At 32.1% G+C, this 25,889-nt stretch carries 20 protein-coding genes and 1 pseudogene; 7 read left to right on the top strand and 14 right to left on the bottom strand.

Going from position 1 to position 25,889, the window contains the following annotated elements:
• The first annotated feature begins 66 nt into the window (after positions 1-66).
• The 3 genes from B4J88_RS11570 to B4J88_RS11560 all read left to right on the top strand — a co-directional run bounded on the left by B4J88_RS11570 (position 67) and on the right by B4J88_RS11560 (position 5,024).
• Positions 67-2,865: a TonB-dependent receptor gene (locus B4J88_RS11570; RefSeq protein WP_291067696.1), complete on the top strand. Its 2,799-nt coding sequence runs from the start codon at positions 67-69 to the stop codon at positions 2,863-2,865.
• 6 nt (positions 2,866-2,871) lie between these two features.
• Complete coding sequence (locus tag B4J88_RS11565; RefSeq protein ID WP_291067695.1) at positions 2,872-3,921, top strand: phytase; 1,050 nt, start codon at positions 2,872-2,874, stop codon at positions 3,919-3,921.
• Between the two features lie 461 nt (positions 3,922-4,382).
• Complete coding sequence (locus tag B4J88_RS11560; RefSeq protein WP_125349470.1) at positions 4,383-5,024, top strand: DUF6266 family protein; 642 nt, start codon at positions 4,383-4,385, stop codon at positions 5,022-5,024.
• A gap of 79 nt (positions 5,025-5,103) precedes the next feature.
• Here B4J88_RS11560 and B4J88_RS11555 read toward each other — a convergent pair whose 3' ends face one another.
• The 5 genes from B4J88_RS11555 to B4J88_RS11535 form a co-directional block, all read right to left on the bottom strand.
• Complete coding sequence (locus B4J88_RS11555) at positions 5,104-5,364, bottom strand: helix-turn-helix domain-containing protein (RefSeq protein WP_125349469.1); 261 nt, start codon at positions 5,362-5,364, stop codon at positions 5,104-5,106.
• Between the two features lie 294 nt (positions 5,365-5,658).
• Positions 5,659-6,519, bottom strand: a complete 861-nt coding sequence (locus tag B4J88_RS11550) for a glycerophosphodiester phosphodiesterase family protein (RefSeq protein ID WP_219033943.1) — start codon at positions 6,517-6,519, stop codon at positions 5,659-5,661.
• A 13-nt stretch (positions 6,520-6,532) separates the two neighbouring features.
• Positions 6,533-9,688, bottom strand: coding sequence for a TonB-dependent receptor (locus tag B4J88_RS11545; RefSeq protein WP_291067694.1), 3,156 nt, complete (start codon positions 9,686-9,688; stop codon positions 6,533-6,535).
• A gap of 211 nt (positions 9,689-9,899) precedes the next feature.
• Entirely contained in the window at positions 9,900-11,114 is a 1,215-nt protein-coding gene (locus B4J88_RS11540; protein WP_291067693.1) for an MFS transporter, read from the bottom strand.
• An 87-nt stretch (positions 11,115-11,201) separates the two neighbouring features.
• Positions 11,202-12,116, bottom strand: a complete 915-nt coding sequence (locus B4J88_RS11535) for a helix-turn-helix domain-containing protein (protein WP_125349466.1) — start codon at positions 12,114-12,116, stop codon at positions 11,202-11,204.
• Between the two features lie 256 nt (positions 12,117-12,372).
• On the opposite strand from B4J88_RS11535, the gene B4J88_RS11530 reads away from it, so the two are divergent.
• A complete protein-coding gene (locus B4J88_RS11530) occupies positions 12,373-13,140 on the top strand; it encodes a methyltransferase domain-containing protein (protein WP_291048463.1) in 768 nt (255 codons plus the stop codon).
• A 45-nt stretch (positions 13,141-13,185) separates the two neighbouring features.
• Here the strand turns inward: B4J88_RS11530 and B4J88_RS11525 are convergent, their stop codons facing one another.
• From B4J88_RS11525 to B4J88_RS11515, 3 genes are read right to left on the bottom strand one after another with little or no spacing between them, the layout of a single operon-like run.
• On the bottom strand, positions 13,186-14,373 hold the full coding sequence (locus tag B4J88_RS11525; RefSeq protein ID WP_221856827.1) for an aspartate aminotransferase family protein: 1,188 nt from the start codon (positions 14,371-14,373) through the stop codon (positions 13,186-13,188).
• Position 14,374: 1 nt separating this feature from the next.
• Positions 14,375-14,926, bottom strand: a complete 552-nt coding sequence (locus tag B4J88_RS11520) for a hypothetical protein (protein ID WP_291067692.1) — start codon at positions 14,924-14,926, stop codon at positions 14,375-14,377.
• 39 nt (positions 14,927-14,965) lie between these two features.
• Positions 14,966-16,639: an OstA-like protein gene (locus B4J88_RS11515; protein ID WP_291048470.1), complete on the bottom strand. Its 1,674-nt coding sequence runs from the start codon at positions 16,637-16,639 to the stop codon at positions 14,966-14,968.
• A gap of 244 nt (positions 16,640-16,883) precedes the next feature.
• Here B4J88_RS11515 and B4J88_RS11510 point away from each other — a divergent pair, with 244 nt between their 5' ends.
• The gene (locus B4J88_RS11510) at positions 16,884-17,804 is read left to right on the top strand and encodes a Dyp-type peroxidase (protein ID WP_115000647.1); all 921 of its coding nucleotides are present in this window, start codon (positions 16,884-16,886) and stop codon (positions 17,802-17,804) included.
• Positions 17,805-17,865: 61 nt separating this feature from the next.
• On the opposite strand, the gene B4J88_RS11505 is transcribed toward B4J88_RS11510, so the two are convergent.
• Positions 17,866-18,318 (bottom strand): Fur family transcriptional regulator, encoded by a 453-nt coding sequence (locus tag B4J88_RS11505; protein ID WP_038331681.1) that lies wholly within the window; start codon positions 18,316-18,318, stop codon positions 17,866-17,868.
• Between the two features lie 195 nt (positions 18,319-18,513).
• Between B4J88_RS11505 and B4J88_RS11500 the strand changes: the two genes are divergently transcribed.
• A complete protein-coding gene (locus B4J88_RS11500; RefSeq protein ID WP_291067691.1) occupies positions 18,514-20,856 on the top strand; it encodes an ATP-dependent helicase in 2,343 nt (780 codons plus the stop codon).
• Between the two features lie 235 nt (positions 20,857-21,091).
• Complete coding sequence (locus B4J88_RS11495) at positions 21,092-22,555, top strand: alanine/glycine:cation symporter family protein (RefSeq protein WP_291067690.1); 1,464 nt, start codon at positions 21,092-21,094, stop codon at positions 22,553-22,555.
• Between the two features lie 52 nt (positions 22,556-22,607).
• Here the strand turns inward: B4J88_RS11495 and B4J88_RS11490 are convergent, their stop codons facing one another.
• The 5 genes and pseudogenes from B4J88_RS11490 to map form a co-directional block, all read right to left on the bottom strand.
• Complete coding sequence (locus B4J88_RS11490) at positions 22,608-23,126, bottom strand: YceI family protein (RefSeq protein ID WP_125350085.1); 519 nt, start codon at positions 23,124-23,126, stop codon at positions 22,608-22,610.
• 38 nt (positions 23,127-23,164) lie between these two features.
• The gene (gene ygiD, locus B4J88_RS11485) at positions 23,165-23,983 is read right to left on the bottom strand and encodes a 4,5-DOPA dioxygenase extradiol (protein WP_221855074.1); all 819 of its coding nucleotides are present in this window, start codon (positions 23,981-23,983) and stop codon (positions 23,165-23,167) included.
• A 27-nt stretch (positions 23,984-24,010) separates the two neighbouring features.
• Positions 24,011-24,541, bottom strand: a pseudogene (locus B4J88_RS11480) (YceI family protein).
• Positions 24,542-24,799: 258 nt separating this feature from the next.
• The gene (locus B4J88_RS11475; RefSeq protein ID WP_125350083.1) at positions 24,800-25,099 is read right to left on the bottom strand and encodes a hypothetical protein; all 300 of its coding nucleotides are present in this window, start codon (positions 25,097-25,099) and stop codon (positions 24,800-24,802) included.
• Positions 25,100-25,105: 6 nt separating this feature from the next.
• Positions 25,106-25,867, bottom strand: a complete 762-nt coding sequence (map, locus tag B4J88_RS11470; RefSeq protein ID WP_291067689.1) for a type I methionyl aminopeptidase — start codon at positions 25,865-25,867, stop codon at positions 25,106-25,108.
• Positions 25,868-25,889: the final 22 nt, after the last annotated feature.

Here is a 25,889-nt window from a genome sequence, read left to right as displayed (position 1 = left end):
TTTCTTAATAAATATTTAACAATTAAGATATATAGCAAGTGTATTTTTGACGAAATTTAATTTCTAATGAAACATCTTTTAAAACTCTCCTTATTCATTCTAGGTCCATTCGTTTTGGCTCAAAGCGGCGTTATCTCAGGAAAAGTTATAGATTCTAACGATCAATTTTCGTTACCAGGAGCTACAATTCGCATCGAGAATTCCAATAAATATACTGTATCTGACCAAAATGGTAATTATCAATTTCTAAATCTTACGCCTGGTATTTATACCATTTATATTGATTATTTGGGATACGAAACCATTTCAAAACAAATAGAAGTTACCGAAAATAAAACAGCCGTTATTGATTTTTCTCTAAACGCAGGTTACAATGAACTAAATGAAGTTGTTATAGTTGGAGATTATTTAAAAGGGCAAGCAAAAGCATTGAATCAACAAAAAAATAACGGAAATATTACCAATATTATTTCTTCAGATCAAGTTGGTCGTTTTCCAGATTCTAACATCGGAGATGCGTTAAAACGTGTGACTGGAGTTACAATGCAAAACGATCAAGGTGAAGCCAGAAACATTATCATTAGAGGTTTATCGCCTGAATTAAATTCGGTCATGTTAAATGGAGATCGTATTCCATCTGCCGAAGGTGATAACCGAAATGTACAAATGGATTTGATTCCTGCGGAAATGATTTCATCTATCGAAGTGAACAAAACTTTGACACCAGATATGGATGCAGACGCAATTGGTGGAGCTGTAAATTTGATTACGCGTGCTGTTCCAAACAAAGAGCGTATTTCTATAACGGCTTCTGGTGGTTATGCACCAATTCGCGAAAAAGGCTTGTACAATTCAGCTTTTTTATATGGAAATAGATTCTTTGACAAGAAATTAGGTGTGGTTGTTTCAGGAAGTTATCAGGTTCAAAATTTTGGTTCGGATAATATCGAAGCAGTTTGGGACAAAGATGAAAATAAAACCTATTTGTCACAATTTCAGATTCGTAAATATGACATTCAACGCGTAAGAAGAAGTGCGTCTTTTTCGGCAGATTATAAGTTTAATGAAAACAATAGAATTGATCTTTCTGCTATTTACAATTGGCGTGACGACCGAGAAAATCGTTATAGAGTAACTTATCGCGATTTAGAATTTGATGAAAAAACAGGAACTTACAAAGGAAATATACGTCGCCAAACAAAAGGTGGAATTGATAATAACCGCAATAAAAATACGCGTTTAGAAGATCAACGTGTTTACAATGTTTCGTTACGAGGAGAGCATTTATTATCACCAAAAATCGATATGGATTGGGCTGTTTCTTACTCAAAAGCGAGCGAAGACAGACCAAATGAGCGCTACATTGATTATCGTGCAAAAGGTGTTACGTTTAATGAAGATTTATCTGATGCAAAATATCCAAATGTAACAACAACTTCTGCAGAAGATTTGACCAAATTCAAAGTTAGTTCGTTATCAGAACAGCACAATTATACAGATGAAACAGAATTTGGTGCAAAGCTTAATTTCAGAGTTCCCTTAAGTGTTATCCCAAATCAGAAAGGACGTTTACGTTTTGGTGGTCGCCTTCGATTGAAAGACAAAGTGCGCGAAAATATTTTCTATTCGTACGAAAGCATTGATGAAATGGGAAATTTGAGTACTCAAAATCCTGTAAATTGGTCAAGCAATCGTTTCAATGCTGGTAAAAAATATCAAGCTGGATATTTCTATTCAAATCATCAATTAGGAAATTTAGATTTAAACAATACAAATCTATTCAAATCTAACTTAGAGCCTTCTAAATATCTAGCCTCTAACTATAAAGCGAAAGAATATATTTCGGCAGGATATATTCGTTGGGATCAAGATTTATCATCTAAAACATCTTTAATAGTTGGTGTTCGTATCGAAAATACTTCGATAGATTATACAGGGAATTATGTACAAGATGAAGAAGATTTAATTGGAGAAATCAAGCACAAAAACGATTATACCAATGTTTTACCAAGTCTTTCTTTGAAACATAAATTTACAAATGATTTTATTCTGAGAGCAGCTTTCACAACAAGTATTGCACGACCAAATTATTACAGTTTAGCGCCTTTTGTAAGTGTTTTGAAAGAAGATGCAGAGCTTTTTGCAGGTAACCCAAATCTGAAAGCGACCTATGCCATGAATTATGATTTGATGGTTGAAAACTATTTCGAAAATATCGGAATTGTTTCGGGAGGATTTTTCTACAAAAAATTAAACGATTTCATCTATACCTACAAAAACAATACATTTACAACAAATGATTTCCAAACGCTTTTTCCTGACATAGCAAACCCAGTTCCTGCTGGAGAAAATTGGAAAATGACACAAGCTAGAAATGGAGATCACGTGAATGTTTTTGGGTTTGAGGTTGCATTTCAGCGTCAATTAGATTTTATTCCAGGCGAATTTTTCAAACATTTGGGAATTTATCTTAACTATACATACACCGATTCAAAAGCGAAAGGAATTACCAATGAAGATGGTGATTTGAGAAAAGATCTTGATTTACCTAAAACAGCTCCACACATGTTCAATGGTTCGTTAGCATTCGAGAACAAAAAGTTTTCTGCACGTGTTTCGGTTAATTATACTGCCGCTTATTTAGACGAGATTGGTGGAAATGCTTTCGAGGATAGTTACTATGACAAACAATTATTTTTAGATGCAAATGCGTCGTATAAATTCTCGAAGCAATTACGAATTTTTGCAGAAGCAAACAATTTAACAAATCAACCTTTACGTTACTACCAAGGAGTTTCGAGTCAAACAATGCAACTCGAATATTATCAACCACGTTTTACTTTAGGTCTAAAGTTTGATTTCTAAACAATTATGAAAAAAATATTCATCACATTATCACTATTCACTATTCTATTTTCTTGTGAATCCTCTAAACTGGCTCCAGTTCCTACAAATGCAGTAAAACCAACTGTTACAACAGAGCAAACACCAAATGACACTGATGATCCTGCAATTTGGATCAATTATCAGAATCCTGAAAAATCACTTATTATTGGAACAGATAAACAAGAAGAAACGGGCGGTTTATATGCCTATGATTTGAATGGTAAAATCGTAAACCAAATCGTTCCACTTAATCGTCCAAATAATGTAGATGTAATGTACGGTTTTCCTCTGAATGGAAAAAACATTGACATTGCAGTGCTTACCGAACGTGCAAACAATAAAATTAGAATTGTTTCGCTTCCAGATTTTAAATTGATTGACAATGGCGGAGTCGAAGTTTTCAAAGACGAAACATTACGAGACCCAATGGGAATTGCGCTCTACAAAAGCAAAAACAACAAGTTTTATGCAATCGTTGGTCGTAAAGACGGTGTAAGTGGCGAATACCTACATCAATATGCATTAGAAAACAAGAACGGAAAAATAGAAGCAACTTTAGTACGCAAATTTGGAAATTATTCGGGTAATAAAGAGATTGAAGCCATTGCAGTTGACGAAGAATTAGGCTTTATTTATTATGCTGACGAAACAGCAGGAATTAGAAAATATTATGCTGATCCAGAAAAAGGAAACGAAGAAATTGCATTTTTTGGGCAAAAAGATTTTAAACGCGACCACGAAGGAATTGCAATTTATAAAACCAATGCAACAGATGGCTATATCTTAATTTCGGATCAACAAGCAAATTATTTTAATGTATACAAACGACAAGGTGAAGCTTCAAATCCGAATGAACACAAATTGATTGCTAAAATCCCAGTTTCTACTATCGAATGTGACGGAGCTGATGCTATAAACTTCAATTTTGGAACTAAATTCCCAAAAGGTTTCTTTGTTGCTATGAGCAATGGAAAAACATTCCAAATCTATGATTGGCAAATAATTCAAAACGAAATTGATAAACAAGCAAAATAATTATACATTCACACATAAAAAATCCGAGCTCATAGCTCGGATTTTTTAGTTATATAGCAGCACCTTTTTTGTCAATATAACATCATTTGCACTTATATTTTTTTGTGTACAAAGCCAATCAAAACAAACTTTATGAAAATTTTCTACATATTTTCTACATAAAAACTTCTACTCCACTTCATCGAACAAACATCGAACAAACATCGAAGAACAAATATAGAATAGATATAAAACCATCGAAGAACTATCGAAGAATCATCGAAAAAACAAACACATAAAAACAGTACATAACCTATAATCAATTGATAATCAATTAATAGAAAAGACAAAAACAGATAACCAAGGAAAAAGAAAGAAAAATAAGGAAAAAACCTGACAATTAGAGAAATTTTAAGAAAATAGAATTTTTGTCAATATATATTGCTGAACTTTAGCATAATAACCCCTAAAAAAATAAAACAATGGGAAAAATTTATGATTCACTTTTAGCAGGCTCTTCAGGACGCACAGGGCGTATAGTTGTAGCAAATGTAAATGGTCACGAGATTTCAAGAATCAGACCTAAAAAAAGAACCAAAGCACCATCAGAAAAACAATTACTCGTTCAGCAAAGAATGAAACTTGCCATAGACTTTATGACCTCATACAGGGCCTATGCTTGCAAACACTATGGTTATCGTACAGGCATGCGATCTTCTTACAATCAAGCGTTTACCAACATCACAACAAACCTTGTAATAGACTATTCAACAGCCACTATAACACCAAATTACCAAAATATTTGTTTCTCCAAAGGTGCATTATTAGCCGCCATTCCATTATCTATTACTTTAGTATCAGCCGCAATGGTCGAGATAAACTGGCAGAACAATGCTTCACCCACATCAGACACAGCTACAGATATGTTGCAAATATTAGTAGCAGTAGAAAACGAAAACAATACATTTTTTATTGAAAATGCAACAGAACGAATGAACGAAACTTACACTTTAAGCCTATCCAACTTTCAAATAGGTAAAACCCTACACTTTTGGATTGCCTTCCGTTCACAAACAGAAGACCAAGTGTCAAACTCAGTTTATTTAGGTGCCATTAGTACTTAAAAACATATTCCTAAGGCTAAAATAATCTAATCATATTTAGCCTTAGGAATATTAAAGTTAAATGACCTACATAAAATTGTCAATCATTATACCTCTTCAAAATATCCAAAAACAATAAACTCCTCAAATAGTAGTTCTTAGAACCTAATCTAAAAAACTTAATCTCACCTTTTTTGCGACACCTATCCAGAGTCTTTTCAGATATACCAAACAATTCAGCAACCTCTTGATCCGTCATCAACTCATCTTTAGTCAATTTAAAATCCTTTGTACTATAACGTTCTACAAACTCCGCATAGATTTGCTGAAGTTCCAAAAATGTAAATTCTGTTTCCTTCATACTACAGCTTTTATAAAAACAACACACATTGGTAATTATTTAATAATGACTAATTTACAAATAAATAAAATATAATACCATATATTAAGCATTTAACTCACAAAGCTTGTTGTATAAATGAAGAAAATAGCCTCTCAAGAAGATAATAAGGCTGTAATCATCCAAGACTCTAAAATCACAAAATGAAAAGAATCTTTTTACATGAAAAATGCACAACTGAAATAAATTTAGTTAACCAAAAAAAAATCCTATTCGAAACAAATAGGATGTATTCTGCTAAATATTTTAATAAAATTACTTGTAGTTAATGAATTGCGAAGGATAATCTGTTTCAATAATATCTGGTCGAGAAATTAAATGCTGAATATAACCCCTTGCCCTTTCTATATCGGTTGGCAATTTATCCGTAGAAGGCGCAATGGCAATCATCACCATAACACCTTTTTTACGCAAATAAGCTATCATTTCTTTTTGTTCTTCTTTCACTTCCAAACCAATCCAAGCAATCATTCTATCATACGAAACATTTAGTTTCTCAAAACTTTCAACATCTTTCATCGAATGAAAAGGTTTCATAAACATTACATACTCAAGATGTTTTGCATAATAAGCAACCTCATCATCTTTTCGCAAACCTAAAACTACATTAGGATAAGGATTTTCTTTCAGAAATTTCACATAAGTTGCATACGGAACACCTTTATTATCCAATTGAAAAATAGTTTTTCCTTGACTCCAATCCAAAGCTTCTTTTAGTGTCGGAATTTTAAAATCAGTTAAATTTCCTTCTCGGTCTTTTAATCTTGCATTCTTTATTTGAGCATAGGTATACTCTTTTACCTTTCCTTGTAAATTTGTTGTTCGATTGAATGTATCATCGTGCATAAGAATTAAAACCGAGTCTTTCGTCAATTGTGGATCAATCTCAAAAAAAGAAGGTATAATTGACAATGTTTTTTCAAAAGCTTCAATACTATTTTCTGGATAGCCAGGCATCATACCTCCTCTATGTCCTGAAATAATGATTGGTTTTGATTGGTCTTGTTTGAAATAAGACTTCAAGTCTTCAAAATTTTTGATATCAACGGTATTTAATTGCGCATTAGCCACAGTAACTGTAGCTAATAACGCAAACCATAAATGTATTTTTCTCATGTGAATTGAAATATTAAAAACTATATCTAAATCCTATTTGTATTTGATACGGATTGAATGCATAACTCGTTTTACCTGTGTTCGTATTTACATTATAAACAAAACGTTCATTAGCTGTATCAAAACTCTTAATAGAATAAATATTTTGTTTACCTATTCTAGGTCCTACTCCCCATTCTTTATTCATTAAATTAGCTACATTAAAAATATCTACTGCAACTTCAAAACGATGCTTATCTACAATTTTTATCTTTTTAGCTAATCTTAAATCAAATGTTCCTGAAAAACCATTAATTCCACCATTTCGCTCGGCTATTTTTCCAAAACTTTTACGAATATAATCTTTCGTATGTTTTTCAACTTCAGGATTATCTAGAATAGCTTGAATTCCTTTTCTTAAATATTCAGGAGTTGAAGCAGCATTAGGATCATAGATGTATGCCAAATCATTTGAATTTACGAAATCTCCATTCATATTACCATTAACAGCCAATGAATAACGTGTTCCTCCAATTCCACTAAAACGAATACCTGCAGTCATTCCCCAAAAAGTTGGAGATTGTCCATAAACAACTAACTTGTGACGGAAATGTGTATCTGAATAATTCATTTTACTTAAATTTCTTGGATCTTCCGCAACCATTAAACTTAGAGTTGCAGTGTTAGCTACATTTCCATTATAAGAGGTATTATCTTTTGAATCATTCCATGTATATGAAACAGAAATTTGCCCATCTTTAAAATAACGATATGTTCCATCTAACACAATCGCATATTGATCTTTTTTACCATCACTAATTAACTCTAAAACTCGCCCCAATTCATTTGTTTTACGTCCATTAACCCAATTGGCAACACCATTTATAGGGTTAATTGTAGATGCAGGTACATAAACTCCTCGATTAGCTTCTTCTTTTATTCTGAAAAAGGGTTCGTCGACCATATTACGATCCACATACATATAGTTGTTACGCGCCCAGTTAGCATAAGCACTAATTCCTACACGCAAACGATCACTAAAGAAATGATTATAAGATGCATTTAATTTGTAAACCGTCGGCACTTTAGCGTCTTTACTATTTGCATTAATCGTGATTAGTTTCTCTATTGCAGGATTATCGAAAAGATCTCTTCCTGGTACATGATTAGGATTTTGTCTATAATCAATAAAATCTGGAGTAGGAACTAAATCTCCTACTATATCTACTGCTGCGACTTTTGTTCCATCAAACAACATATTGTTAATCATTGAGTATGGATTTAGTGAAGAACCAAAAATACCTCCACCAAATTTCACAAAATCTTTTCTATTCTGATTAATATCCCATGTTAATTGGAAACGTGGCTGAAGTTGCCATGTATTAATTTTATTATCTGTTCTTACCCCCAATTGTTTATCTGCAACCTCATTGTAATTCGCTGCATTCAGATATTGCATATTCTCAAAACGAATTCCAGCCATTAAATCTAAACCAGGAAGAATTTCTGTTTCCAATTGTCCATAAACAGCTGATGCTAATTGATTAATCTTTGTTGATGGATCATCTGTTAGTCGAATTTCTCGCGCATAACGATAAGGAGTCATATTTTTGAAATTATCCATTCCAGTAAAATAGAATCGACCATTCATTTCACTTCCATATACATTTTTCATATGATAGTAAGAAAAATCTCCTCCTAGCGTATACTTAATATTATTTTTATTAATATATACATTATCAACTAATTGTATCACATTCCCTTTGAACCATTCAGGTGAAAATCGTTGCCCCCCTAATTGTATGTTTGTATATTGTGTTTTTTCTCCTATTTGAGATCCTATACTTTCCACAATTGCACGCGGAATCGATTGGCTTGGTAATTCACTTGAAGGGATAATATTCTGGTGTTCTATAAAATGTTGAACTTTCAGTTCATTAGTAATGTCATTATTAAAATCAGTTCTTAACGATAACATCAAACTATTGTCGGTTTTCTTACGATCAATATACGATTCGTACATATTGATTCTTGTATTATCACCTTCTGATAATAAATCTTTTTCGTGTACAAAATTATTACGAAGCGTTAATAAATTTCTCGCATTAATCTGCCAATCTAAACGTAAAAATGCAGCATTTGTATCTTTATTCTTATTAAATGATCCAAACTGAGGATTATTCGAAACACCATATTTTTCACGCGCAATGCTCAAAAATTGATCTAAAGTAGATTGTGTTACATTAAATAAAGCTTCGTCACTTTCATTATTAATATTTGCAATGAATAATGGACGTTTATCAACTTGTCGATCCCAAGCAACAAAAAAGTGTGCTTTATCTTTCTTGATTGGTCCTCCCAAAGAAAAACCATATTGATAAGTAGAGAACTCATTATCTCGTTTATTTCCACGAATATCATACGGACTCGAAAGCCAATCTGTACGACCATACAAAAATGCACTTCCTTGCATTTTATTCGTCCCAGACTTTGTAACAGTACTAATTGTTCCACCACCAGCACGCCCGTTTGTTACATCATATTCATTTGTTACCACTTTAAACTCACGAATCGCTTCCATCGAAATAGAATAAGAAGACGAAGTAGAACCTCCTGCAATAGTACCTCTATTAGACATTCCATCTATCGTATAATCAACAGACGAAGATAATTGACCACCAATACTTGTTCCATTGCTCAACGGAGATAAATCTATTAAAGAAGTGAAATTTCGTCCATTTACAGGTAAAGTTTGTAAATCTTTTGCCGATACAGAAGTAGACGCACCAACTTGTTTAATAGAACTTTTTAAAGTTTGCCCACTTACCATCACTTCATTCAATTCAGTCGTTCCATTTGTAAATTTGAACGGAACCCAAATTAAATCTCCTTGATTCAAACTATAACCTTCTAAGATCTCCTCACCATGCTCTTCCGAAATAATAGTAACCGTATAAGGAAAACCTAATGGCAACTGCTTTAAGTTATACTCTCCTTTTTCATTCGTTTTCGTAGAAGCTGTAAATCCTGTCGATTCATTTTTCACAACAATGGTTACATTGTGCAAATCCGAACCATTAGCATCAGTAATTTTTCCCGATATACCTGCTAAATCTCCCTGTGCATAAACTGCAGTAGTTGCTCCCATCACAAAAACAACTGCTGATAGTTGAAATAAATTAAGTTTCATGTATATGTTTTATTTGAAACCCAAAATTATTTTTTACCTCACAATATGGTGTTACTTAATAATTAAGAAAGCTTTAACTAAAAGTCATAAAAAAGTTAACAGTTACAAGAAATTTAAACGTTTAATAAACCTTAAGAATTTGGTTTTAAGATTTAAAAAAGTATTTAAAGAAAATAATATGTTAAAAATCCGAGCATTCGCTCGGATTTAATTATACGATTATAGCTTTTTTTCGTGTAGATTTCTTCATTCTATACATAACGTAAATAATTACAGATAATAGAAATGAAAAAATAAAGTATCGGATTGCTAACCCATTTTGAGTATCAACTTTACCAGTACTTGAGATAATAAAACTTGTAAGCGAAGTAATAATATACGTCATTCCTCCCATCAAACCACCAGCAACACCAGCATTTTTAGGAAAAGCCATCATATTTGAAGTAAAGAATGATGTGAATAAAATTCCCGAACAAATATGAATGAAAAACGCAAAGAATAATAAAACAAATAGATTTTGAACAAAGAAACCTGCGATAATCAAAAGAGAAATCAAAACTAATTGTACAATAATAGGTAAAGCTATATTTTCTTTAAAGTCAAGATGCATTCTTTTCTTTCCTACAAATCCCCCAATCATCCACGAAAAACCTAAAATTAAAGTTGAATAACCAATCACTACAGAATTAAAATGATAGGTATTTTCAATTAAAAACGGACCAATAATATTGAAAATCATTACAATAGAATAAGCAACAGCCTGTATCATAATTCCAACTTTAAATAATTGATTTCTAAGCATCATTCTATAAGTATCAATAACGTTTTTCAAATTCAATTTAGTCTTTTCAACAATACTTTCCCCACTAAAAATCAATTCAAAAATTAAAATTAAAGCAGCGTAAATAGCTAAAAAATAAAAATTCGCATGCCAATTGAACAACTTTTCTAAATATCCACCTAAAAATGGAGCCAAAATAGGTCCGCATGACCAAACAATCGTGAAATAACCTAAATAATGTTTCGCCTTTTCTGGTGTATGAATATCAATAAAAAGTGCTCGAGTTGCAATAACAATAATCGCAACTGAAATTCCTTGAATAATTCGAAGAAAACAAATCAACAAAATGCTATCTGTACTCGCGATAACTAAACTTGTGATTAATACGACAAATAATGCTACAATTTTTGGATAATATCGTCCAATTGCATCCAAAATACTTCCAATAAACAATTGAGATAAACCATAACTCAATAAAAAACAAGTCAGAGTTAATTGAATACTACTTTCTGGAACTATCAACGATTTTGCCATCGACGGAAATGACGGCAAATAGATATCTGTTACAAATCCCGAAATTGGAATCGAAAAGAAACCAAGTATACTTATAATTTTTTTCCTTTTTTCTGATGCTTCTCTCAACATAAATCATTTTTTACTATGCAAAAGTAAAATGAATGTGAAATTGAGGAATTAAAAAAGACAAATAAAAAATTACAAAAATCAAATAAATTAATTTTCTTGTTTAAATTTTAATGGAGAAGTTAAAGTATGTTTTTTAAAAAAATTATTAAAATGAGCAGGTTCCTCAAAACCTAATGTATAACCAACTTGCGCAATATCCCAATCAGTATACAACAACAGGTTTTTAGCTTCTTCAACTATTTTCTGTTTAATAATTTGTGTCGTTGTTTGTTTTGTTACAGATTTCACAGATGAGTTGAGATGATTTACATGAATATTTAATTTCGTTGCAAAATCAGCGGGTGTTTTCAAAATAAGTGGATGAGCAGGTGAATCTAGTGGAAATTGTTTATTTAATAATTCATCAAACTTCTTATACAATCTCACATTTGATGGCAATTCAACCGCATGTATTTCATCAACTTTTTGTTCTAAAACATAATGAAAAATAGCAGATAAATGATTACGAATACTAAAATATCTCAATTGATAATTGGATTGATTAAGACGATACATTTCCTGAAAATAAGACAAAATCAAAGGCAATTGTTCATCAGAAATCTCAATAAAAGGAGAACTCCAATCTTTAAACAAAGATGTTTTTTTGAAGACATCAAACTCTTTATTTTCAGAAAAAAATTGTTGATTGAATAAACAAAAATAACCTTCTTGCAAACTCGATTTACATTCCCAAGTATAAGAAATATGCGGAGATGGAAGAAATAAAACCGGTTTAGAAATATATCTTTCATTATTTCCATATTTAAAAATTCCTTCACCAATCAACAAACTGATTTTGTAATAATCTCGCCGACTATATGGACTTTTAAAACTACAATATTTACGCAAAGAAATATTAAAATGCGCTTTATCGTGTTCAAAGTTAGCAGAATTCATCAATTCGGCTTGTTCTAAACTAATTTTATTATAATAATCTGCAATAGTTTCTAATTCTTGACTCATCTTTATTCTTACAAAATTCAAATAAACGACATTTTAGAATAATTATATGTTAAAAACTACATTAATCATAATATTACCTATTGAACATTTTGATAATTTTAGCAATTAAACCGTCAATTCGAGTAAAATTCTTTTAGAATTTTTATTCATTTCATTTCTTCAAATCACTCGAACTGACAAATTTTTATTCAAAATACACAGTGGATTAAGTATTATAAAATTTCATTAACTTTAATCACATTCAAAACTCAATAAAATGCCTTGGAATCCCGAAAGATATAATCAATTCAAAAATATTCGTTATCAACCTTTTTATGATTTAGCGGATTTAATTTCTACTAATAATTTGAAAAATTGCATAGATGTAGGTTGTGGAACTGGCGAACAAACAGCAATTCTCGCTAATAAATTTGAACATGCTAATTTTTTAGGAATTGATTCTTCTAAGGAAATGCTCGAAAAGTCAAAAGAATTTGATTTAGCCAATCTTACATTTCAACAACAAACGATTGAAAATTTTGCAAATTCAGATACAACTTGGGATTTAATTTTTAGTAATGCAGCGTTACAATGGTCGGATAATCATGAAGAATTGTTTCCTAAATTAATCTCAAAACTGAATGTTAATGGACAATTTGCAGTGCAAATGCCTTGTCAAAAAGATAATGTATTGAATGTTATTTTGAGTGATTTAGCACGAGAAAAACCTTTTGCGGATTATTTGAATAATTTTCATCGAGATTCTCCTTTGTTAACGATAGATGATTATGCGAAAATCATATTTGATAATGGATTGAAGGATTTGAACATAAACATGAAAGTTTATCCAATTTACGGAAATGACGAAACAGAATTTTATAATTTCATTTCTGGTTCTGCTTTGATTCCTTATATGGAGCGTTTAACGACTAAACATCAAGAATTATTTACGACAGAATTTAAAACGAGAATTAAGAAATATTATAAGACTTTTCCTGCAATTTATTCCTTTAAGAGAATATTGTTGTATGGAAGAAAGAGTTAAACAAAAAGAGAATCAATTATGATTCTCTTTTTTGTTTATTAAAATTTAATCTAAATCGTCTAATACAGATTTTAAGATATCACAACCTTTTATAATATCTTCATCCGAAATATTAATTGGCGGTGTAATTCGTAAATTCTCGATGCTATACATTAAAAAGAAAAGAATCAAGCCTCTATTCATACATTCTTGCTGAACGCGCAACGTATATTCTGGCGATGATAACTCAGGAGCTAACATCAAACCTTTTCCGTGAATTTTCTTAATTTTTGGATGCTGAAGATTTTCTCTGAATAATTGTTCTTTACGATCAATATCATCCATTAATTTCTCTTCTTCTATAACATTTAGTAATTCTAAAGCTGCAGCTGCAATCACAGGATTTCCTCCGAAAGTCGTAATATGTCCCAATTGAGGATTTTGCTTAAGAGAACTCATAATTTTATCAGAAGTCATAAACGCACCAACAGGTAAACCACTTGCCATACCTTTTCCCATTGCCACAATATCTGGCACAACACCAAAATGCTCGAAACCAAACAATTTCCCTGTACGTCCAAATCCTGGCTGAATTTCGTCCATAATCAATAATGCACCAACTTCTTCGCAACGCTTTTTCAACTTGATAAAGAAATCATTTTCTGGTAATCTAAAACCAGAAGCACCACGAATACTTTCTACAATAACACCAGCCGTTTCTTTGGTAATTTTTTGTAAATCTTCTTCGTTATTAAAATCGATGAAATAAACTTCTGGTAACAATGGTCGGAAAGCAGCTTTCTTACGTTCATCACCCGAAACACTTAATGAACCATGTGTATTCCCATGATAGGCATTACGAAAAGAAATCAATTGACGACGACCTGTAAAACGTTTCGCTAATTTAAGCGAAGCTTCAATCGCTTCTGTTCCAGAATTCACCAAATAAACTTGATCCAATCCTTCTGGTGTTAAATCAACCAATCGCTTGCATAATTCGACTGGTTTTTCTTGCGCATATTCACCATAAACAGCGACATGCATATATTTGTTTACCTGATCTATAATCGCTTGATTGATACGCGGATGGCTATGTCCAAGTGTATTCACCGAAACGCCAGCCACAAAATCAAGATAGGCTCTTCCATCCTTTCCATAGATATAAGAGCCCTTTGCGTAATCGACTTCAAAACCAGATGCAAAATTTGTTGTTTGCGCCTGATATTTGAAAAATCCTTCTTTTAATGTTCCCATTTTATTTTAATAAAAAAAGCACAGCTGCACCGCCCATTGCATACGCTGCAACAGTAAGAGCATCTGATTTACCTTTCGAAAATTTTCTTATTTTGAACGATGAAATATCATTTTTATGAAACTTCAATTCTTTTTCTGTTCCTTTTACAACAGCATATAAGGTATCAGCTTTCCATTGCTTTGCCTCTATTGTATATTCTTTTCCTTGCGCATCTACTTTATAAAATTGATCGGGTTTGATAACATCCGAAATATTAATTGGAGAAGGATCTATCGCTACTTTCTCTTCTTTATTCTCTTGTTTTTTAGCTTTTAATGCAGCTAATTTTTCTTTACTTTCTGAAAGAGATGAACTAATTGCATTTTCATTAGGACTTTTGCGTTCTCTTCTCAATTCAGCAATATCAGCTCTGGAACGACTTCTTTCATTAGAGTTAGCCGTCTGATTATTGCCTTTAGACATTTCCAAAGCATATTCGTCAGGATCAAAAGCTTTGTAAGTATAACAACTTGATAATAATAGAATAGATAATATGATAGATGTAGTTTTCATTTATAGTTTTAGAAATTAAACGATTAATTTATGAAAAGATTATTTCGATTCGATAAAAATATCTCGCCAAGTGTTTAATCGTTCAGAAATTCGCCATTTAAAATCGGGTAAATAACGCATTTCTTCAGGAAATTTAGACAATGGATACATTTTTCCGTCCGATTTTATGCGACATGCAACCAATTCAACATCTTTTCCTACAACATCAACTTCTATAATTCCGCAATAAGAAATATTAACTCCATAACGTTCTTTCACTTTCGTTTTTTGATCCGTATCATCCATGTACGTCAACGCGACAGCATTTTCTTCTACATTTATAAAATCAATTTTATCATCCTGAAAAAGAACAGTTAAATATTTTCCTTTGATTTGATGATATTCATTTTCCACAAGCGAATCCACTTTAGCAATCACAAAAGCATTATTAAACACTTTCATCGAGTCTAATTTTTCTGTTTTCGCATTTGTATACGCTTCGATATAATCTCCTGTAACTTGGTTATCACCAGAAAATAAAATTGGATCTTTGTAAAATTGCATCAATCCTTTAGTTTGATTGTACACCAAAGAATCTGCTTTTCCGTTCGCATTCGATTTGTAAAAACGCGCTTTATGAAAAGCTTTCACCAATGAAGTCGAATCAACATCGTGACGTTTTACCGCCAACAACGTATCAGCACTTATGTAAAGCGAATCTTTATCAAACGCTTTCACAGCATACGCGTTCTTCGTTACAAAAGCCGAATCTAAGTATTTAAAAGCTTCTCCGTAATCACCTTTCAAAAATCTTTTTTCTAATGGATCATCCAAAAAAACATCGCCTTCACCTTTACCAAAACCTGTTTTATCGTTGAAATAAAGTTTTTTAGCCGTCAACGTTTTGTTTTGATAATAAACTTTTGAATTTCCTCTTAACCAAGCTTCACCTGTTTTTTTATTAAAATCTCCATCCGAAGTAATGATATATTGTGATGGATCATTTCGACGTGTAATTTTAGAATAATCGCGGAAAGTTGTAATTCCCGTAATATCATTCGTCGTCATTTTTCTCGAATAAATCGTATAATCTTTATTCGTAATAAAAACTTCTGAACCAAAATTTGCCGATTTAGACTTTACATTATACACAACATTTCGTCCTTCGACTAAAGTTCCATCAGAACCAATTGTTTTGTAAGTATCATTTACAATAATATTTCCTGTCAATCGTTCGTAAATCATTTTCTCAGAACTTATTTGTTGCGTAGGTATCTTCACTTCTACTTTCCCAATACCAGTCGCAATCTCGGTTGTACGATTATAATCCATATAATCTGCCGTAATACGAGAACTTGGATCAGTCAACACCACATCTTTGAAAGCTTTTGCAATTGTTGTGTTTCCGTCATACTCCATTTTATGCGCCGTAATTGTTTTGTCTTTGCTCACCAAACGTGCATTCGACCAAACAACAGCCAAGTTTTTATCACGATACAAAACCGCACTATCAGCCGAAATTACATCACCTTTATATTCGATTACAACATTTCCTGATAAAAAATCATTTCCCTCAAAACGTTTCGGATCATGTTCTACTAAATCAGCATGCCTTAGATTAACTTTTTCTTTTTTAGGTTTCTGTTGCGCAAAAGCACTTATCGTCATAAAACATGAAAGTAAAAAAGCAACTTTCAAGCCTGTTTTATTTCTATTTATATAATTAATTAACAATTACTTATTATTTTTATTTAATCTCTATTTCACTTCAAAAAAGTGCTAGCCAAAATTAGTATTATTTTTTTAGTCCTAAAAATTAATTATTACGTTAAAACGTGCTTTAATACTTAAAATTTTCATAATATTTTAATCAATATGATAGATTTTCAAGTCTTAATTTAATTAAAAAAATAACGATTATTCATCAAATTCAGTTTTAAAATTCTTAACTTCATATTCAATTTTATAAATCTATTAAATGCCTCAATATCAAAATGTATTAGACAGTCCAAACACCAATACTATTTTTATGGTTTGGAATTTTAAGGAAAATACTGCTTACAAAGATGCTTTCAAAAAGCTTTGCGCTTTAATTATCAATCTCAATCATTCAGCCAATACACGTTTTCCGAAAACGCAATCGAGCGTTATTTTAGGAATTAGTTACGATGCTTGGATAAAATTAAATTTACCAAAACCTTTGCCGAAAGAATTAAAACCTTTTGTTGCCATTAAAGGAGAAAAGCATGAAGCCGTTTCTACAAAAGGCGATATTCATTTTCATATCCGCTCTACGCAACAAAGCTATTGCGTTGATATTGTTTCTAATTTGACTGATTTATTGAATGATGTTGCTACTTGTCAAGAAGAAATTCATGGTTTTAGATATTGGGATGGTCGTAGTATTTTAGGTTTTGTTGATGGAACTGAAAATCCACAAGGTAACGAAAGAATAAATTTTGGTTTGATTGGCAATGAAGATTCTGCTTATACAAATGGAAGTTATTTATTTGTGCAAAAATACATTCATGATATGCAAGCTTGGAAAGATTTACCAATTTCTGAACAAGAAAAAGTAATTGGAAGATCTAAAGTTGATGATATTGAAATGAATGACGATGAAAAACCCTCGAATTCACATTCTGCATTAGCAAATGTTGGAGATGACAAAAAAATTGTTCGCGATAATATGCCTTTTGGAAATATGTCGACAAATGAAATGGGAACCTATTTTATTGCTTATGCTAGAAAGTTTAGCATTGTAGAAGAAATGTTAGAACGCATGTTTGTTGGTGAACCTATCGGAAACTATGATCGAATATTAGATTTTAGTAAAGCTAAAACTGGAACTTTATTTTTTGTTCCTTCTTTTGATTTGTTAGATCAATTTTCTAATTAAAAATAACAAAAAAGACCTTTTACGAAATCGTAAAAGGTCTTTTGATTTTATAAAATCAAGGTTATTTATTCTTACGAGTTCCGTAAAAATATAATGAATGATTATCAATTTTGATATCAAAAATATCTTCTATCGTTTGTTTGATAGATTGGATTCTTGGATCACAAAACTCCAATACTTCTCCTGTATCAGACAAAATAATATGGTCATGATTTTTGTCGAAATATGATTTTTCGTAATGCGCTTGTTGATCTCCAAACTGATGTTTACGCACCAATTTTGCTTCCATCAAAAGCTCGATAGTATTGTATAAAGTAGCACGACTAACGCGGTATTTCTTATTTTTCATTTTGATATACAACATATCAATATCAAAATGATCATCTGTAAAATAAATTTCCTCTAAAATAGCATAACGTTCAGGTGTCTTACGATGTCCATTGTCTTCCAAAAAATTCGTAAACACTTGCTTTACTATTTCGTAATTACTTGATTTTACTGATTCGTCTGTCATATAAAAAATTTGTGTAAATATACAGAATATTTCCTTATCAATGTAACGAAACAACTTTCAATTCGTACGTTTTTTCTATCTCTTGATAGTAAATCTTTATAACAACGTATAATTAACAATATATCTATATAAGAAAACGTATAATCTTTCAAAATTATTTTATCCTTTACACCACAAAGGTTAACTTTGCACACGATGGAAGAAAATTATTTAGAAAAACTGAACGAACCACAGCGTTTGGCTGTAGAAGCTACCGAAGGTCCAGTAATGGTAATTGCGGGTGCGGGTTCTGGAAAGACGAGAGTGTTAACTTATCGCATTGCTCATTTACTAAATAAAGGAGTTGATGCTTTCAATATATTGTCTTTAACATTTACCAATAAAGCTGCCCGAGAAATGAAAGAACGTATCGGACATGTGGTTGGTGAAGCGAATGCAAAAGCACTTTGGATGGGAACCTTCCACTCTGTTTTTGCGCGTATTCTACGTGTTGAAGCTCCGCTTTTAGGTTATCCATCAGATTTTACAATTTACGATCAACAAGATGCAGTTTCTGTAATGACAAAGATTATTAACGAAATGCATTTAGATAAAGATATTTACAAAGCAAAACAAGTTTTGGGACGTATTTCTCAATACAAAAATAACTTGATTACAGTTAGAGCTTATCACAATAATCAAGCTTTAATTGAAGCAGATAATGAAGCAATGCGCCCTCGAATGGGTGATATTTACAGAGCTTATGTAGATCGTTGTTTCAAATCTGGTGCAATGGATTTTGATGATTTATTGTTGCGTACCAACGAAATTTTGACGCGTTTTCCTGAGGTTTTAGCAAAATATCAAGAACGTTTCAAATACATTATGGTAGATGAGTACCAAGATACCAATCATTCTCAATATTTGATTGTAAAAGCATTGGCTTCTCGTTACGAAAACCTATGTGTAGTTGGTGATGATGCGCAATCTATTTATGCTTTCCGTGGTGCAAATATTCGAAATATTTTATCATTCAAATCCGATTATCCTGATGCGAAATTGTATCCATTGGAACAAAATTACCGTTCGACGCAAATGATTGTGGAAGCTGCGAATCAGATTATCAAACAAAATCAAGATCAATTAGAAAAAAATGTTTGGACAGCGAATGAAACTGGTGAAAAAATAGCCGTTTATCGTGGACTTTCTGATGCTGATGAAGCACGTTATATTGCTACACAAATTTGGGAAAGACAGATCAATGAACATCTTCAACCAAAAGATTTTGCTATTCTTTATCGTACAAATGCTCAATCTCGTGCATTAGAAGAAGCCTTGAGAAAAAGAGGAATTCATTACCGTGTTTATGGCGGAACCTCTTTCTATCAGCGTAAAGAGATTAAGGATATGGTTGGCTATATGAGATTATTGATTAATCAAAATGATGAAGAAGCTTTATTGCGAACAATCAATTATCCAGCACGTGGAATTGGTCAAACAACAATTTCTAAACTTTTGGTCGCGGCAGATCAACATCAAATTAGTTTATTTTCTTTGATTGAAAATATTGCAATGTATGCTCCAACAATTGGTATAAATGCAGGAACAGCAAACAAACTGAATGATTTTGTGTTGATGATTAAGCGTTTCCAAGTCATGTTAAAATCGCATGACGTGTACGAAGTGACGATGGAAATGGCAAAAACGACACAATTGTTGAATGCGTTGAAAGAAGATTCTACTCCAGAAGGTGTTTCTCGTTTAGAAAACGTTCAAGAATTGTTGAATTCGATTCAAGGTTATGTCGAAGAACAACAACAATTAGACGAAGGGGACGCTTCTTTAGGTGGTTTCTTAGAAAATATTGCTTTAGCAACTGATGCGGATAACGAAGAAGATGATGATAACAAAGTCAATTTGATGACTGTCCACTTGGCAAAAGGGTTGGAATTCCCTGTTGTATTTATTGCAGGTTTAGAAGAAAATCTTTTCCCTTCTATGATGAGTGTTAACACGCGTGCTGAATTAGAAGAAGAGCGTCGTTTATTTTATGTTGCCTTGACGCGTGCCGAGAAAGTGGCTTATATGACCTACTCTGTTTCACGTTTTCGTTGGGGAAAAATTATTGATTGCGAACCTTCTCGTTTCTTAGAAGAAATTGATGATAGTTTCTTGGATTGGAAAAATCTTAATATTTCTGCAAGAGCTTCTAACAATAGTGGATTATCGGCTGATTTATTTGGAGACGAACCAACGCCGCAACAGTATCAACGACGTGAAAAATCGGTTGCACGACCTAATCCGAGAGCTCGTGTAGAACCAACTCAACCAAGATCAAATTTCAAACCAGTTAATCAAACAAAAAGTAGTGCTTCATCAACAGCGAATGCTCAAAGTTTGCAAGTTGGTCAAGTTGTCGTTCACGATCGTTTTGGACGAGGAATTGTGAAAGATTTGCAAGGAGAACCAAGCGATATGAAAGCAATTATTCATTTTGATAATGCTGGAGAGAAAAAATTACTCTTAAATTTTGCGAAACTAAAAATCATTCGATCATAATATAAAACAGAAAAAGGTTACAACTATTTGTAACCTTTTTCTGTTTGTTTTCAATTATTTAAACACTAAAATATAAACCTAAACTTTAATCATTAATAAATAACTCCTTTAACTTATTGAGTATAAATTGTTCAAATCTTTTGATGAAAAAAAGAAATAATAAATATCATATATTAAGATTTTTTTAGCATTTTAGCATCACAAATAAACACAAGAACAAAAATTTTATACTCAAATGGATGATATCATCAATCTCGTAAGTAGCTACGTCTGGTCATATGCTTTAATTGGACTTTGCGCTTTAACAGGAATTTACTTCTCTATTCGCACCAGATTCTTACAAATCGTTTACCTAAAAGACATGGTTCGCTTGCTATTTAGTGGCGAAAAATCGGACAAAGGAATCACACCTTTTCAAGCATTTTCTTTGGCCATTTCAGGTCGTGTCGGAACAGGAAACATTGTAGGTGTAGCTACTGCAATTGCTATGGGAGGACCTGGAGCAATTTTCTGGATGTGGTTTATCGCATTTTTAGGAAGTGCATCTGCATTCATAGAATCTGCATTAGGCCAGGTCTACAAACAAGAAATTAATGGAGAATATCGTGGAGGACCATCATATTACATCGAAAAAGGTTTAGGAATCAAATGGTACGCAGTTTTGTTTGCAATCATTACAATTATGAGCTGTGGATTATTATTACCAGGCGTTCAGTCGAATAGTATTTCATCTGCTTTGAATAACGCGTTTGATATTCCTATTTATAATTTTGTAGGAATTCCAATCAACATTGTAGGATTCGTCATTATTGGATTATTAGCCTTGATTATTTTTGGAGGTGTAAAACGTTTGGGACAAGCTTCTGAATTTATCGTTCCTTTTATGGCAGGCGCTTACATCTTAATGGCAATCATTATTATTGGAATGAATATCCATCAAGTTCCATCAGTTTTACGATTAATTTTTTCATCAGCTTTCAATCAAGAATCACTTTATAGTGGTGTTTTTGGATCTGCAATTGCTTGGGGAATTAAACGTGGAATTTATTCTAACGAAGCTGGTCAAGGAACTGCTCCTCATGCGGCTGCGGCTGCGGAAGTAAACCATCCTGCACAACAAGGTTTGGTACAAGCTTTTTCTGTTTACATCGATACATTATTTGTGTGTACAGCAACTGCTTTTATGATTTTATTTACAGGAAAATACAATGTGAATCACCCAGAAAAAGCGGGAAGTTTCATTACTCAAAATCTTCCTGGAGTAGATTATACAGGTTTTACGCAAGCTGCTGTTTCAAGTCATTTTCCTTCATTCGGAAATAGTTTTGTTGCAATTGCTTTGTTTTTCTTTGCTTTTACAACGATTATGGCTTATTACTATTATGCTGAAACGAATATTACATACATTTTCAAGAAAGGAAATAGAAAAGTATATGTATGGATTTTACGTGTTTGTTTTTTAGGTGCTACGTATTACGGAACAATCAAAACTGCTGAAACTGCTTGGGCAATTGGAGATATTGGTGTTGGTCTGATGGCTTGGGTAAATGTTATTGCTATTTTATTATTAAGCGGAGTTGGGCTTAAAGTCTGGAAAGATTATAAAGACAAACGTAAAAAAGGAATTAAAAATCCTGATTTCAATCCTACTGAAATCGGAATTAAAAATGCTACTTTTTGGGAGAACAAAAATAAATAACGCAAAAAAACCACTTCTTTTGAAGTGGTTTTTTTGCTATTAAAAATTATGATTATTGGGCTTGAGTAAACTCTAAATTCACCAATAATTTTACTTTATCAGAAACCACTAATCCTCCAGCTTCTGTTACTTGGCTCCATCCTAATCCGTAATCTTTACGGTTGATTTCTCCTGAAAATTCGAATCCAGCTCTTTGTAATCCCCATGGATCAGTGATAACTCCACCAAAATCTGCATTTAATGTAATTGGCTGTTTTTCACCACGAATTTCTAAAGTTCCATTAATTTTTCCGTTTTGAATACCTGAAGTACTTTCAAATTTCATTTCTGGAAATTGCTCAGCAGCAAAGAAATCAGCTGATTTTAAATGTCCATCACGATCTGCATTTTTTGTATTGATTGAATCTACTTTTGCATCAAATTCAAATTTTGCATCAGAAAAATCATCTGAATTAGCTTCTACATCAGCATTGAAATGATCAAAATTTCCTGTTACTGTAGAAATTACCATGTGTTTTACTTTAAATTGGACTTCTGAATGAGAAGGGTCTAAATTCCATTTTGTTGCCATAATGTTTTGTTTTTATTTGTTATTTAAATTGATTTTATTTATCCTATTTTGAATGATAACATTCCTAATGATCCATAAATTAGTTTATCATTAAAAAGTGTTAGCTCCTCTTCTTTTCCTTGTAATGCTAATGCGTAAATAGCTGGCAAATAATGTTCCATAGATGGGACAGCAAGATTAAATGCGCTACCTTTTTGTACAAAATTGAACAATTCGTCGTGATTACCTGTTTGAACAATATTCTTGAATGTATCATTCACTTCATAAGCCCAATCATAACCAGCATTTGGCTCACTCCAATTTAATGCTCTCAAATTGTGTACAACATTCCCACTTCCTACTATTAATATCCCTTTACTACGCAAAGCGTCTAATTCCTTCGCTAATTCGTAATGCTCTTTTGGCGTTTTATAAACATCCAAACTCAGTTCTATCATCGGAACATCTGCTTCTGGATACAAAAATTTAATCACACTCCAAGAGCCGTGGTCAAATCCCCACATTTTGTCTAAATCAACCTCTGTTGTTTTAATTAAATTTTTGACCTCTGTTGCTAATTCTGGACTTCCTGGCGCTGGATATTCAACATCGAATAAAGCTTGCGGAAAACCATAAAAATCGTGAATCGTTTTGGGTTGTTCTAAAGCCGTAACTTTAGTTCCTTTCGTTTCCCAATGTGCCGAAATACAAATAATCGCATTTGGTTTTGGGATTGTTTTTCCAATCTTCTTCCATCCTTCTACAAAAATATTTTCTTCGATTGCGTTCATCGGAGAGCCATGTCCTAAAAATAAAACTGGCATTTTATCAGTTGTAGAAAAACTTGAAGTAATTGATTTTAACGTATTGAAATCCACGATTTTTATAATATATTTTATTTATTATTATTTAGCTTTTGAAGCTGAAAATTCTAAGTTTGATGTTAATGTAACAACATCACCTACAACAGCTTCTGGGAAATTACCACCGATGTTAAAATCACTTCTTTTTACATTTCCTTTTACTGTAAATCCGTACGTTTTAACTCCGTTATTGTTGATGCTTCCGTTGTAAACTAATTTTAATGCAACTGGTTTAGTTACTCCGTTTAATGTTAAATCACCAACCATTTTAAATTGATTTCCTTTAACACGTGTAATTCCTTTTGAAGAGAATTCTAGTTTTGAATTTTTTGCTGCATTGAAAAAATCTGCTGATTTTAAATGATTATCACGTGCCTCAACTCCTGTATTGATTTAATTGATATCTGCAACTACATGAAATTTTGCATCGCTTAAATCTTCTTTTGTAAAGTTTAAATGAACATCAAAATTTTGGAATTGTCCTTCAACATCAGAAATTGTCATGTGAGAAACAGAAAAGCCTAATTTTGAGTGCGCTTTATCATTTGTATAATTTTGAGCAAATGCAGACATTGAAGCTGCTGATAACATTAACGTGAATAATAATTTTTTCATAACGAATGATTATTTGATTGTTTTTAATTAATTATTTATTTTGATAGGACAAATTTAGCTCAGTCATCAGCGAGATTTCATTGACATAAGATAAGAAATTAAAAAGCTTGATTTTTCATCTAATAAACGATCAAATTGTATCAATTAATATTCCAAAAAGTAAAGATTTTGAATTTGTTAGCAATAAAAAAAACACTTCAATAGAAGTGTTTAATATTATTTTACTGGACTAAAATACCAGTAGGTAGATGTTTTTTTATTCTCGATTTCCAAATATTCTGGAAATGCTTGCGGTAATAAATGTAATTCTTCCGATTTTTTCAAATCTGTTAGAATCTGACGCAAAGGATATCCTTTTTTACGGTCGTGAGGAAAATATCCTTTTTCAATTAAGAAAGGCATCATATCCTTAGTTTTTACACGTTCCAACTTATTTTCTGTTAAATAAGCCTGAATATCTTCGCTCATTTTTTTGACCACTTCGCGGTCTACTTTAATATATTCGTTTCTCTTCATATAATTTTACCAATTACCATTCATGTGCGTTAAAATCATAGGACCTTCAGAAGTAACCAAAACAGTATGTTCGTGTTGTGCAAAAACGCCAGGTGCATTTCCTATCATTGTCCAACCATCCGCTTGCTCAATTGCTTCGTAAGAATTTTCTGAAATAAAAGTTTCCAATGCAATAACTGAATTTTTACGGAATCGACGTTTATCATCAGGGTCTCTGAAATTCATCAAATCCAATGGTTCTTCGTGCAATGAACGCCCTACTCCATGACCAGTTAAATTCTCAATCACATGATAATGATGTTTTTTTGCTTCTTTCTCAATAATTCCACCAATATCAGCGATTTTAACTCCAGATTTTACAGCCGCAATTGCTTTTTGAAGCGCAGAAATAGATGCATCAACAATTTTTTGATAACCATTCACATCTTCTCCAACAACAATAGAACCTCCATTATCAGCCCAAAAACCACCTAATTCTCCAGAAACATCAATATTAATCACATCTCCGTCTTTCAAAATTTTATCGGCTCTTGGAATTCCGTGACAAATTTCTTCATTCACGCTTAAGCAAGTATAACCAGGAAATTGATACGTCTCGAAAGGAGCTGATTTGCAACCAAATTTGTGCATAATCTTCGCACCAAAATCGTCCAATTCTTTTGTTGAAATTCCAGGTTTTACATAATCTTTCATCTCTTTAAGAGTAACGGCTACAGCTTCGCTGACTTTTTTCATTCCGATTAACTCTTCTTCTGTCTCTATAATCATTGCTTAAATTCTATTGATTTCC

This window comes from Empedobacter sp. UBA5036 (assembly GCF_002415215.1).
Lineage (GTDB): Bacteria > Bacteroidota > Bacteroidia > Flavobacteriales > Weeksellaceae > Empedobacter > Empedobacter falsenii_B.
The sequence above is the reverse complement of the archived record's forward strand: the minus strand, read 5'-3'. Positions and strand labels throughout refer to the sequence as shown.

Excerpts from the sequence above, each read along its gene's own strand:
- B4J88_RS11505 (WP_038331681.1), bottom strand. The coding sequence starts at position 18,318 with ATGACAGACGAATCAGTAAAATCAAGTAATTACGAAATAGTAAAGCAA.
- B4J88_RS11540 (WP_291067693.1), bottom strand. The coding sequence starts at position 11,114 with ATGTTGAGAGAAGCATCAGAAAAAAGGAAAAAAATTATAAGTATACTT.
- B4J88_RS11475 (WP_125350083.1), bottom strand. The coding sequence starts at position 25,099 with ATGAAGAGAAACGAATATATTAAAGTAGACCGCGAAGTGGTCAAAAAA.
- B4J88_RS11555 (WP_125349469.1), bottom strand. The coding sequence starts at position 5,364 with ATGAAGGAAACAGAATTTACATTTTTGGAACTTCAGCAAATCTATGCG.
- B4J88_RS11520 (WP_291067692.1), bottom strand. The coding sequence starts at position 14,926 with ATGAAAACTACATCTATCATATTATCTATTCTATTATTATCAAGTTGT.
- B4J88_RS11490 (WP_125350085.1), bottom strand. The coding sequence starts at position 23,126 with ATGGCAACAAAATGGAATTTAGACCCTTCTCATTCAGAAGTCCAATTT.
- B4J88_RS11525 (WP_221856827.1), bottom strand. The coding sequence starts at position 14,373 with ATGGGAACATTAAAAGAAGGATTTTTCAAATATCAGGCGCAAACAACA.
- B4J88_RS11530 (WP_291048463.1), top strand. The coding sequence starts at position 12,373 with ATGCCTTGGAATCCCGAAAGATATAATCAATTCAAAAATATTCGTTAT.
- B4J88_RS11570 (WP_291067696.1), top strand. The coding sequence starts at position 67 with ATGAAACATCTTTTAAAACTCTCCTTATTCATTCTAGGTCCATTCGTT.
- B4J88_RS11495 (WP_291067690.1), top strand. The coding sequence starts at position 21,092 with ATGGATGATATCATCAATCTCGTAAGTAGCTACGTCTGGTCATATGCT.
- B4J88_RS11535 (WP_125349466.1), bottom strand. The coding sequence starts at position 12,116 with ATGAGTCAAGAATTAGAAACTATTGCAGATTATTATAATAAAATTAGT.
- B4J88_RS11545 (WP_291067694.1), bottom strand. The coding sequence starts at position 9,688 with ATGAAACTTAATTTATTTCAACTATCAGCAGTTGTTTTTGTGATGGGA.
- B4J88_RS11550 (WP_219033943.1), bottom strand. The coding sequence starts at position 6,519 with ATGAGAAAAATACATTTATGGTTTGCGTTATTAGCTACAGTTACTGTG.
- B4J88_RS11510 (WP_115000647.1), top strand. The coding sequence starts at position 16,884 with ATGCCTCAATATCAAAATGTATTAGACAGTCCAAACACCAATACTATT.
- B4J88_RS11565 (WP_291067695.1), top strand. The coding sequence starts at position 2,872 with ATGAAAAAAATATTCATCACATTATCACTATTCACTATTCTATTTTCT.
- B4J88_RS11560 (WP_125349470.1), top strand. The coding sequence starts at position 4,383 with ATGGGAAAAATTTATGATTCACTTTTAGCAGGCTCTTCAGGACGCACA.
- B4J88_RS11500 (WP_291067691.1), top strand. The coding sequence starts at position 18,514 with ATGGAAGAAAATTATTTAGAAAAACTGAACGAACCACAGCGTTTGGCT.
- map (WP_291067689.1), bottom strand. The coding sequence starts at position 25,867 with ATGATTATAGAGACAGAAGAAGAGTTAATCGGAATGAAAAAAGTCAGC.